Origin of the sequence: Bacteroides sp. AM10-21B, from assembly GCF_003472565.1 — a bacterium.
Classification (GTDB): Bacteria; Bacteroidota; Bacteroidia; order Bacteroidales; family Bacteroidaceae; genus Bacteroides; species Bacteroides propionicigenes.
In genome coordinates this window covers 194810-207526 of record NZ_QRME01000004.1, presented here as the reverse complement: position 1 = coordinate 207526, position 12717 = coordinate 194810, and the positions used below count along the sequence as shown (strand labels likewise).

Genomic DNA, 12717 nt, shown 5'->3' with positions numbered 1-12717 from the left:
TAATATATTATGAAAAATAAAAGTATATATCTAATTTTATCAGTCTTCATGCTACTTAGCTCATGTGAAGATTATTTGGATAAATCACCAGATATGGGAATTACAGATAAGGAAGTATTCCAGAATTATTTATCCTATAGAGGGGTTTTAGATAAAGTATATGTATTAACATGTGATCCTTTTCTTTCTACTCATGGTGGAGGACGTTTTGCCTTTGGTGACGAGGGGCTGTGTACTGCAAAAGGAACTTGTCATAGAGATTTGAATGACGGTAATTTTATGCTTACTAAAGATAACTTGGAATTAGGCTGGTACACAGGTGAAGCCATGAATTCAGTGGCTACCAATAAAATGCCAATAATTGCTATGGCTATGCGAAATTTGCGTACTGTTAATTTATGTATTAGTCGTATAGATGATCTGCAAGATGCTACTTCAGAACAGCGTGATCATCTGTTAGGTCAAGCTTATTTTTTTAGGGCTTGGAATTATTTTGAGATAATTCGTCGTTGGGGAGGTATGTTCAAGTTTGATAAAGTATTCCTGTCGGACGATGATATGGATTTTCCTCGTTTGTCTTACCATGAATCAACAGACTGGCTTGTTTCAGATCTTGAGCTTGCATATCAGCTGTTACCAGAGAAATGGGGAGCGTCAGAAAAAGGGCGTGTTACAAAAGCGGCTGCATTGGCTCTTAAAAGTATGGCACTTCTTTATTCAGCCAGCCCTTCAATGTGTCCTGAATTAAATTACAATTATGATCTTGAGATTTGTAAAAAGGCAGCTACGGCAGCATGGGAAGCTATTGATTATATTAATCGAACGGGTTGCAATAGATTAATGCCAGGAAAAACAGCAGAAGAATATTCTAAGATATTTTATAATAAGGATATCATGGCTAGTGATGAGGCCATTTTTTATCAGACTAAAAGAAATGGAAAGCGTGCTATTAGCGAATGGAATGCTAATTTCGTACCGAATTCGATGTGTGCTGCTAATGTACATTGTGCGTCTCCTACACAAAATATGGTAGATATGTTTGAAATGGCTGATGGACGTACGATCAAAGATGCAGGTGCTGATTACGATGATCAAAATCCTTATGTGAATCGTGATCCTCGGTTCTATTATGATATTTTGTACAATGGAGTGAAATGGGGAAATAATAAAGGTGTTCCTCATTATTTCGAATTATGGGAGTATAACACATATGATAACTCAAAATCAGCAGATATGATGGCTCTGTTCTCACAGACATATAATCCGCGTTGTCCATATCTTATTCGAAAATGGTGGCCTGAAACAGCCAATAAGTGGGAAAATGATTATAACTATTATATGCCTGCCATTTATATTAGGGTAGCACAGCTTTATCTTGATTTTGCCGAAGCGGCTAATGAAGCGTACGGACCCGAAACGAAGGTACCGGGTACGGATATGTCTGCTGTAGATGCTATTAATATTATTCGTAATAGAGTAGGAGCTGTTCCGGTTAGAAGTGAATACAAAGCTAATAAAGAAGTTTTCAGAGATCGTATTCGTAATGAAAGAGCCGTAGAGTTATGCTTTGAAGATCATCGTTGGTATGATATCCGTCGTTGGAGAATAGCCAAAGATGTAGTAAAGGTTATTTATAAAGCTGTAATTACTCGGACTGGTAAAGAACAGTTTCGATTTGAATATATGGAACATCCTGATTACAAGCGTGTATTCGAAGATAAACATTATTGGTATCCGATACCTAAGAGCCAAATGGAAATGCTTAATAATGTAGAGCAAAATCCTGGTTGGTAGAAAAATAACTATAAATTTTAATTTGTAGGATATGAAAACATTATATATATATATTATTCTGATGCTTCTGTTGCCATTCTTTTCAGAAAGTAACATTTATGCACAGAAAAAAAGCAAACAATATTCTGAGATAACAGCAAAAGTTGTTGATAAAGAAGGAAATCCGATACAATCGGTAAAAATAACGGTTGATGAAGGTCTTTTTGAGTCGTTTACAGATAAACAAGGAGTATTTTCCCTAAAAGTAACTAATAACAGTACATTAGTATTTGATATGCTTGGATATGATTCTAAATATTTGGAAGTATCCGCAATCAAACAGAATCCTGTAGTAATAATGGAAAAATCTATTCCTTATGGTGGAGTGGAAGACAAAGTAGAACTGCCATTTAGGGAAACTGTAGCTCGGGAAGTAGTGGGTGCCATATCAACTATAGGTGAGGATATTATTTCCAAATCCAATCAAATGAACGTGTTAAACATACTTTCTGGTAAAGCTCCTGGTCTAAATGTATCACAAGTACCAGCGGAACCGGGACGCTCAGCTACTATACTTAATATACGAGGCCTATCTCGTTCTACGACTGATAATGCTCCATTGATTATCATTGATGGTATTGAACGCCCTTTAGAAGATTTGACTCCGGAAGAGATAGAATCAATTACTGTTCTGAAAGATGCTACTTCTAAAATATTATATGGTCCTAAAGCTGTGAATGGAGTGTTGTTAGTAAAGACTAAGCGAGGGATAAAGTATAAAAGGGAACGACAATTTAATATTGAATTTGGAGCACAGCTCCCTGTGCGTATGCCTGAATACTTAAATTCGGCTGCTTATGCAACCATGTATAATCAGGCAAGATTTAATGATGGTTTATCACCTTACTATACTCAGGCTGATATTGATGGTTATCGCATGAAAACTAATTCGATACTTTATCCCGACGTTGATTTTCATAAGCTGTGTTTAAATGACCATATGAGTTATAGAAAAGCAATAGCACAGTTTCGTGGTGGAAATGAAGCAGCCCAATATTATGTAAATGCTACCTATGCTGGTTACGGTGGATATGAGGCTATAGGCAATAGCAATACTTCCAATAAATTCAATTTACGCGTAAATCTTGATTATAAAGTAAATGATTGGTTAAAGGCGTTCGTTGACATTGCAGGACAAATGGAGTTTTACACAACTAACTATATGTTAGCTGATGAACTTTTTTTTCGTTTATCTTCACATCGGCCAAACGCTTATCCCGTAAGATTCAGTGACCCAGAGAACTCTGAAACAGAAATTTATGGTGCTATGGAGAATGCTAATCTTGCTTCATCACGTGAAAATATATATGCTGAAATGCTATTAGGAGGTTCTAAAGAAAATACAGTCAGAAAGGGACAAACTAATATTGGTCTTGACTTGAGTTTGGATCGGTATGTCAAAGGGTTAAGTGCCAAAGCTTATGTAACATTTGATGTTTATAACTATTTAGTAGTAGGTAAGAATGAGAATTTTTCTTCCTATCGTCCTCTTTTTAGTAAAAATAGCTTAATAGGAAAAGAATTGCTAACAGTAGAGAAGAAAGTATCTGATAAAAGTAGAATTGAAGACCAAATGTATCGTAACTATGGTTATTTTGGACAACTGAGCTATGATCGTATATTTCGAACAAAACATCAATTAAAATCTGACTTAGTAATATTTCAAAGTAAACGGGAAAATTTGGGATCTTCACAAGATGATGTAAACAGAACTTTTGCGCTTCGTACAAATTATGTGTACAATAAAAAGTGGATTGCAGAATTGGATATGGCGGTAATGGGTAGCTCTCGTTTTGCAAAAGGAAATCGTTATGGCTATTTCCCAACAGTGGGGCTTGCTTGGATTGCTTCAGAAGAAAAATTTTTAAAAGATAAAGAATGGCTTGATTTCTTGAAAATAAAAGCTAGTACGGGGTTATTGGGTACTGATAATTATTTTGATTTTTTCCTATTTGAGTCTCGTTGGAATACTAACCAAAGCACGCATTTTGGTCCCAAACTAGAGGAAGATATAAATACATCAACTTTGGTACATGTAGGAAATCCAGATTTGACATGGGAAAAATCATTTGAAATAAATATTGGAGCAGAAGCATCATTCTTGAATTGTCTAACTGCTAATTTTAACTATTTTAATAATTATCGTTATGACATTCTTACTCCTATTACATCATTTAGTTCTATAAATGGGGGTGAATTGATGTATAGGAATTATGGAAGCGTACGCAATCAGGGAATAGAATTGGCATTAGAATATTCAGGTAATATTGGAAAATTTCATTATTCAATAGGTGGGAATACTATATGGAGCAAAGCTGTATATGAGAAAGCAGATGATATGGAAGGATTACCTTCAAACCGTAAAAAGGAGGGCAAGCCGCTTGATACCTATTTTGGACTGATGGCTGAAGGGCTTTTCAAAAGTAAAGATGAAATAGCTACACATCCTGTACAAGATTTTGGTCCTATACAGATTGGTGATGTAAAGTATACAAATATAAATAATGATAGTCGTATAAATGAGAATGATATGTTGCCAATCGGTAACGAATATCCACGTTTTCAATTTGGTCTGAATATTAATTTGGCATATAAGGGTTTTGAACTTTCTTTATCAGGTTCAGGTATGGCCCAATATGACATATATTTGAACAATTCATATTATTGGATGAGAGAAGATCAGAAATATTCCACATTTGTTAAAGAATATTTTAACCCATCTACTGGTGAGGGTAAATTCCCACGACTCAGCACACAGCAGAACCAAAATAATTACCGTTCTTCTTCTTTATGGATGCGTAGCGGAAACTTTTTCAAGTTACGTGATGCAATGTTTAGTTATTCATTACCTCAGAATATAGCGAATAAGATGACACTAAAACAAGTGAAACTGTTCGTAAGAGGGTCTAATTTATTCACAATTTCTTCCATAAAGGATCTTGATCCAGAATATATTGATGCAGGTGTAACTGGGTATCCTTTCTTCCGCTCATTTACAGGAGGAATTAATGTTGTATTCTAATTGGAAAAACAAATATAAATCTATCGAATATGAAACTACAAGATATTATAAAACAATTATTAGTTGTAGTCTTGGTTGGTCTATATGGATGTTCAGACTTTTTGGATCCCAAAATAGATGACAATTACAACGATGAAACTGTTTGGAATGACCGAACATTTGCTATGGGAGCATTGGTAGATGGTTATGCTCAGCTACCTACTTACTATGATTGCTTTTCAAACAATTATCTTGATTGTGCTACCGATAATGCTGTAACTAATGATTATAATACTCAGATTTTGAATATGGCTTTAGGTTCATGGCGTCCTGATTATAATCCTTTTGATACATGGACTAATTGTTATAGGCAAATTCGAAATATGAATTATTTTCTGGAACGGGCTTCACAAATTAAGTTTTCCAATAAAGATGAACTCAATACGATTATCCAACATCGTTCAAAAGGAGAAGCTTATTTTCTAAGAGCATGGTACCAATTTGAGTTATTAAGCCGATTTGCAGGAATTGCTACAAACGGGCAGTTGTTAGGCTTCCCGATTGTCACAGCATCTCTGCCACAAGATGAAAATATCAAGCAAGCCCGTAATTCGTTTGATGATTGTGTAAAGCAGATATACGATGATATTGACAATAGTTTGTTATATCTTCCTAAAAAATATGATGATGCAAATAATGCAGAATTGGGACCGACAAAAGAAGGTCGCGCTACCATGATAGCTGCAATGTGTTTGAAATCGCGTGTGGCACTTTATGCAGCGAGTCCATTATATACTGTAGAAAAAAATGAAGCTGAAAAAAACAAATTATGGGAATCTGCTGCTCAATATGCTATGGAGGCTATTCAGCTTAGTGGGACCTCGTTGCCGGCAATGAAAGCTGACTTTTTTGAAAAGCCTGACCATGCTGAAGTTTTGTGGCGTAACTATCAAGAAGATATTAATACTCCTGAGCAAAATAATTTCATTCCCCAGTTATATGGTTGGGGACGTACTAACCCGTCACAACAATTGGTGGATGCTTTCCCTATGAAAAACGGTTATCCTATTACTGATGTTGAACATAGCGGATATACACCTGATAATCCTTATATTGACCGTGATCCACGTTTTGATTTAGCAATTTTGTATAATGGTGCTATTTTTTCAAAAACAAAAGTTGAAACTTTTGAAGGGGGATTAGATACAGAAAGCAATAAAGAAAAGGCTACACGTACAGGTTATTATTTACGTAAGACTATAAGTGAAAATGTATCTCTCATTCCTGGACAAACTGTAACCAGAGCTAAACATCACTATTGTATTTTCCGTAAAGGCGAATTATGGTTGAACTATGCAGAAGCAGCTAACGAAGCTTGGGGACCTAAAGCTGATCCACTTGGGCTAGGTAAAACTGCAGAAACGATGTTAAAAGAATTACGTAAAAGGGCTGGAATAGATTCTGCAGATCCTTATCTTGGAGAAATGGCATCAGCTGGGAAAGATGAATTTCGTCAGTTGGTTCAGAATGAACGTCGTATTGAATTGTGTTTTGAAAATCATAGATTTTTTGATGTAAGGCGCTGGATGCTTCCTTTAGAGGTTATAAATACACCAGTAAAGGGGGTTACAATTCAAAAAAACGGTGACAAGTTTACATATGATTTTGACAGGGTTGTTGAAACGCGAAATTATCGAGATTATATGTATTATGGTCCCATTCCTGAAGCGGAAGTAAATAGTACCAATGGGCTAATTTTGCAAAATAAAGGATGGTAAAATGAGTATTCTCTTTTTTATATTTTAAAGATTAAAATCAAACAGTAATATGAAAGCTAAATTGTTTTTTTTATTAACGGTAATTTTATCTTTAACTTCTTGTCAGAAGTATGAAGATTTTATTGAGGATTTTGACTATTCCACTACTTATTTTGCGTATCAAAAGCCTGTACGTACAGTTTTTTCCGATGATCTGTCTATTGAAATAGGTGTGGTATTAGGAGGAAAGCGTGAAAATAAAACTGATGAGAGAGTAACTTTTCAAATAGAACCGGAAATGTTGCAGGATGTTGATTATGTGGGGAGCAATCAGTTTAAACTATTACCGGAGGATTATTATTCATTGAGTGATAATAATACAATTATTATTCCTAAAGGAAAATTTTTGGGAACAGTCAGATTGACCTTGAATAAAGAAAAATTTTTGATGGATCCTTTAGCAGTTGAAAGTACCTATGCTTTACCAATTCGAATAACTGAAAGTTCTACAGACCAGATTTTGAAAGGGGATATTGAGGCCGGTATTGCAGCTAAGGATTATACCATAGTAGTCATTAAATATATCAGTGAATATCATGGCGTGTACTATCATCGGGGGCAACGGACATCGTATGATAATTTAGGAAATATGATTGAAACTTTAAAGTATGTTGGAGAACATGAAGAAGATATATATATAAAAAATCTGGTGTGGAATTTGGGGACTATCAATGCTTCAAGTTTGACTACAGATGGTGTTGCGGAATTTCTATCTGGGACTTCCAAATATTCAATGGTCTTGAATATTAATGAAAACAATAGTGTATCCATCTCGGATAATCTAAGTCCGGGGAGCTCTCAAATCACAGGTATCAAGGATCTTGGTGATTCTAAGTACGACAGAGAGAAAAAGCAATTCTATTTGAATTATGAGTATATTGACGAAGCCAGCGGAATACGATATGTAATGGCTGATACTTTAATTTATCGTAATACTGAAATGGAACTGGAACTGTGGGATTAAGATATACGAGTGATGAAAAAATACTTATATACTATTATATTTGTCTGGCTATGCTTTTGTAGCCAGGCATTTGCTCAGTCTCAACCTTCTTTGTCGTTACCGTCAATTCTTAGCGACCATATGGTATTACAACAGAACTCAAAAGTGAAGTTTTGGGGCTGGACTAATCCCCGTACAACTGTACGCATTATTCCTTCATGGGGAAAAGATACCATTATCGTGAAGGCTAGTAATAGAGCACGTTTCGAGGTAGAATTACAAACTCCTCCAGCCTCAAAAAATCCCTATCAAATAGAGGTAAAGATAAAAGGTAGGGATGTAATTATTAAAGATATCCTTATTGGTGAGGTATGGTTATGCAGTGGTCAGTCTAATATGGAATGGAATTCGGTTAAGGGTATTCAAGATGTAAAAGATGAATTGCCACGTGCCAATAATTCTGAAATACGCTTTTTTACTGTAGAGAAACAAACATCTCCATTTCCTCAGGATGACTGTCGCGGTCGTTGGATGGTATGTTCTCATGAAACACTAAAATTATTTTCTGCCGTAGGTTATTTCTTTGGGAAGAAGCTTTACCAGGAATTAGATAGCCCTATTGGACTGATTAATTCTTCTTGGGGAGGAACTAATATTGAAACCTGGATGCCTTGTGAAATAATGGATGAACATCCTGAATTTGCCAAAGCGTGGCAAACCCTCAACGTAAGTACTGGCTGGGATATTTCTCCATCTACTACTTATAATGCCATGATACATCCTTTAATGCCTATGCGGCTTGCAGGTGTTATCTGGTATCAGGGCGAAGCCAATCTTGCCAATGGTAATTATTATGCAAGTATGTTTACGTCTATGATCACAGCTTGGCGTATAGGGTTTTCTGATAATGAGCTTCCGTTTTATTATGTACAAATAGCTCCGTATGCTCGTTATAAGTTTGCTTCTCGAGCTGCGGCACAAGTTAGAGAACAACAATATAAGGTATCTAAACTGCCTAATGTTGGCATGGTTGCTATACCTGATTATGTTGATAATATAAAAGACATACATCCCAGGTACAAACGTCCTGTAGGTGAACGTTTGGCACATTGGGCTCTTGGGGAGAAGTATAATAGAAAAACTGCAGCTTATAAACATCCTTCTTTTCTAAAGATGGAAAGAGAGAAATCTAGTATACGAATTTGGTTTGATAATGCTGAAACAGGGATCATATGTAAAGGTAAAGATCCGCTTACTTTGGAAATTGCGGGAGAAGATATGAAATTTGTTCCTGCTAAAGGTAAGATAGATAAGAAAACCAATACATTAATAGTCACGTCGACCAAAGTAAAATATCCTATCGCTGTACGATACAGCTTTTCTAATGATGCGATAGGCAATCTCTTTTGTTTCAACGGACTACCGGTATTGCCATTTCGTACTGATAACGAAGTCGTAGAAATATTCTAAACAGTCAGGAGTAATGAGAAAAAAAGTATTATTTATCATTTTGCTTTGTCTACTCGCGAGTCAATGTGTTTTAGCACAGAAAGTGTTTGTAGAGGGAAATATGACTGACATTTCTACGGTATCCCCTCAAACTGAGTTGTTTTTGAAGTCTAACTTATTTAAGTTTGGCAAGGAGATAAATCAACATCTTCAGGGGAAAATGTTTATTCGCCGGTTTAAATATTGCCAGTCAGCGATAAAAATAAGGAGTGAATATCCTGTTACAGTTTATTTAGCTGCCATGACACCTGTAACCAATAAAAAATGGAAGCCATTGAATGAGTCTTTTGTATCTGGAAGTCAAAGGTTCTATCTTTATAGTTACGAATTGGATAGCAGATGGATTACTGTGCCCGATATGGATGGAAACAGTTCGCTATTATTTGCATCACAAATTGAACGGGTTAATTTTCCTGTAGTGCCGGGTATAGTTATTTATAATTCAGATAATTCGGATCGTAATTTTGTAACGGATCCTGCGTTAACGGTTTTACCGAATGGTGATTACATAGCTGGGTGCAGAGCGCGTTTTAGTGGTAAAGCCGGATTTGTACGTCTTTATCGTTCCACTGATAAGGGGCAAACGTGGAAGGTACTTTCTGAGATTCCTGAAGTTGGTTTTTATAGTATTTTTGTTCATAACTCTGTTTTATATTTAATGGGCACCAAAGGAGGTTTTAATCATATGGTTATTTTACGTTCGGATAATGGAGGACGTAATTGGACTATACCCATCGACTCGAAACATGGATTACTAAGTGGAGAATCTAAAAGTTATCATTCAGCATCCGTGCCGGTGGCTTATGCAAAAGGTAGAATTTGGCGTGCTATGGAAGATAACCTTCCCAAAGGCAAGCGATATTTTAGGGCATTTATGATGTCAGCTCCTATCGATGCCAATCTTTTAGATTCGGCGGTGTGGACCCGTTCAGAGGCATTACCCTATGATTCGACTTGGCTTGGTACTGATCGGACATTCAATGGTTGGCTTGAAGGGAATGCTGTTGTTACCCGTGAAGGGGATGTGGTAGATATATTGAGGATTGAAGAGCGCAATTTTGATGGAAAGGCGGCAATGGTCAGGATTAGTGGCGATGGTAAACGAACCTATTTTGATCCTCAAACGGATATTATTGATTTGCCGGGGGCTTCTAAGAAATTTGTAATAAGATTTGACTCTATTTCCAATCTCTATTGGGCTATTACTAATCACGTATTTGAGCAAGATTTGGGGAAAGAACATTGTGGCTTATTGCGTAATAGATTGGTATTGACTTCCTCATCGAACTTACGAGATTGGCAAGTTCGGGATACGCTTATCAGTCATGAAGATCCTCATTTTCATGGTTTTCAGTATATTGATTGGCTTATTGAAGGAAATGATATTATTGCTGTTTCGCGTACAGCATTTGATGATAAGAATGGTTTACCTAAGCGACAACATGATGCTAACTATTTGACGTTTCACCGTTTTAAATCATTTAGAAAAAGTTTAAAGTCAAAAAATAAAGACCTATGATGAGAATATATTTTTTATCCATAATTCTGTTTTTATCTTTTCCAATTCTGGGAGTTGCACAAATTAGTCAAGATTTGATACCATTAAAGTCCATGGCTCCAGATGGGATCGGCCCTCTTTCTCTTCCTCATTTGCGTCATATGGTATTGGGTAGTGCGTTTGTTTATAATGGTGACTGTCCCGACCTCTTTATCACTGGGACAGGAAAAACAACGGAACTTTATCTCTATAAATGGGTGAGAAATGCGGAAAATGGTATTCCTATATTTGATAAACCTCATAAAATAACATCTCCATTTAAGTTGAAGGGTACAATATTTCAAACCGATGATCGAACTGTTCATGCTTTGTGGTTGAAAAAAGACTCTGTAATCCACACCGTTTTCAATCTTAAAAATCGATCGTTTGATAAGGTTGGAGGTATTGGACTACCTAAGTTAGCTTCTGTCCCTCAAAGTATAGCTGCACGCATAAATAAAGATCAAAGTGTAGATTTATTCTTGGAACTGGTGGGTTATAGAATTCCGGCAAAGTATGCTAACCAAAATCCTTCGAGCAAAGAATGGAGACCTTATGACGAAGCAGGTGTTTCTACTACTCCGCTTCATTATACCTATCTATGTAATATACGCTATTCTAAATTATTGTCTGGTGTTCCTTCTGTAAAACCGATGATCACTCATAGCCAGAAAGAAACTCGCTGGGGGATGATGAATATTGCGATGGTAACACTGAGAAAGAATGGTATACAGGAGTTGATATGCGGGTCAAGATTGGGGAATTTTACATACTATTCACGTCCGGAGCTTTCGCAAGATACTCTTGCTTTCCGTCATTATGTAGTAGGTCCTGATAAGATATTGTTACAGCATCCCAGCATATCGGCTTCTGTATGTTCTTATGTTGATGTTAAAAATGGGGTAACTAATATTATTGCTGGGGGCGAAGGTGCTGTTTATTTTTATAAATTTTCCGGTGAATTTACTCAGGATGGTCACCCTGTTTTCAATCAACCATTACCAGTCTTGCAAATAAATGCGGATCTTTATTGTGGAACATTACCAGTTCCAAGTGTGATAGATTGGGATGGAGACGGGAATGAAGATATTATTATTGGCAATTCAGAAGGACATGTGCTTTTCTTTAAAAATATAGGCAGTAATAATAGCCCACATTTTATACCTAAAGGAAGAGTACAAGCTAATGGTAGGGATATTCATATCCAGGCTGGATATTCAGGTAGTGTACAAGGTACTCCGGAATCTCGTTGGGGATATCTTTCTCCAACTGTTGTAGATTGGACTGGTGATGGATTGCCTGATATTATAATGGGTGATATCACTGGGAAATATACTCTTTATGTGAATAAAGGGACACTGACGGAACCAAAACTTGATGCACCTCAACCTCTTTTTTGTGAAGGACTAGAGCTGCATGGAATGTGGCGTTCAAGAGCGGCTGTGGCAAAGTTTGGTGATCGTATGGCGTTGGCGATAGTTGATGACAATGATTTATTTCATTTGTATTGGAAAATAGATAATTTCCATCTAGAAGATGGTGGTGAACTGAAACTGGAGGATGGAAGTCCTATATTAACGAGTGCCGAGCCTGCAGGAGGTACAGGAAGATGTAAACTTAATTTTTTCGATTATGATGGAGATGGACTGCTTGATTTAATTATTGGTACCGGGAGACGTTCGGCAATCCCTAATATGGAGACTGGCTATCCTTTACCTATTTTGGGAAAGAAGACGATGGGAACTCCTTTGTTTATGAAGAATGTAGGTAGCTCATCATATCCCGTTTTTGCTCATCCTTCTCCATTTAAGCATCCGGTTACGGGGTTAGTGCAACCTGGTGGCTCGCACGAAAGTGGAGCCGTAGGCACTAAGCTGGGTGGAGGGATGCAACGTAATTTATTAGTTGGGAATGAAGTTGGAAGGCTTTATTTGTTACGGGGAGAGCATTTGGAATTTATGACGGCAGATGAAGCAAAAGAATATAGAAATAAACCTAATCCATTTCCGGGATTTCCGCACCCTGGAGAAAAAACAAAATAAGCAGGTTCATATTTTCCCATATAAGTTGTCATTCT

Annotated in this window: 7 protein-coding genes; all 7 read left to right on the top strand. The window is 36.6% G+C overall.

The genetic code is table 11. From position 1 onward, the window contains the following. Positions 1 to 9 precede the first annotated feature (9 nt). Genes DW121_RS06735 through DW121_RS06705 form a run of 7 tightly spaced genes read left to right on the top strand, consistent with a single transcriptional unit; the run spans position 10 to position 12682 of the window. Positions 10 to 1794: a RagB/SusD family nutrient uptake outer membrane protein gene (locus tag DW121_RS06735; protein WP_117710930.1), complete on the top strand. Its 1785-nt coding sequence runs from the start codon at positions 10 to 12 to the stop codon at positions 1792 to 1794. A gap of 31 nt (positions 1795 to 1825) precedes the next feature. Beyond that, positions 1826 to 4855: a SusC/RagA family TonB-linked outer membrane protein gene (locus tag DW121_RS06730; protein WP_118323351.1), complete on the top strand. Its 3030-nt coding sequence runs from the start codon at positions 1826 to 1828 to the stop codon at positions 4853 to 4855. Between the two features lie 29 nt (positions 4856 to 4884). After that, positions 4885 to 6612, top strand: coding sequence for a RagB/SusD family nutrient uptake outer membrane protein (locus DW121_RS06725; protein WP_233514859.1), 1728 nt, complete (start codon positions 4885 to 4887; stop codon positions 6610 to 6612). Positions 6613 to 6661: 49 nt separating this feature from the next. After that, a complete protein-coding gene (locus DW121_RS06720; RefSeq protein ID WP_117710927.1) occupies positions 6662 to 7615 on the top strand; it encodes a BT_3987 domain-containing protein in 954 nt (317 codons plus the stop codon). Positions 7616 to 7627: 12 nt separating this feature from the next. Beyond that, entirely contained in the window at positions 7628 to 9064 is a 1437-nt protein-coding gene (locus tag DW121_RS06715) for a sialate O-acetylesterase (RefSeq protein ID WP_233514858.1), read from the top strand. 13 nt (positions 9065 to 9077) lie between these two features. Further along, positions 9078 to 10622 (top strand): sialidase family protein, encoded by a 1545-nt coding sequence (locus DW121_RS06710; protein ID WP_117710925.1) that lies wholly within the window; start codon positions 9078 to 9080, stop codon positions 10620 to 10622. Continuing rightward, complete coding sequence (locus DW121_RS06705; protein WP_233555782.1) at positions 10619 to 12682, top strand: FG-GAP repeat domain-containing protein; 2064 nt, start codon at positions 10619 to 10621, stop codon at positions 12680 to 12682. The genes DW121_RS06710 and DW121_RS06705 overlap by 4 nt, the downstream gene beginning before the upstream one ends. Positions 12683 to 12717 lie beyond the last annotated feature (35 nt).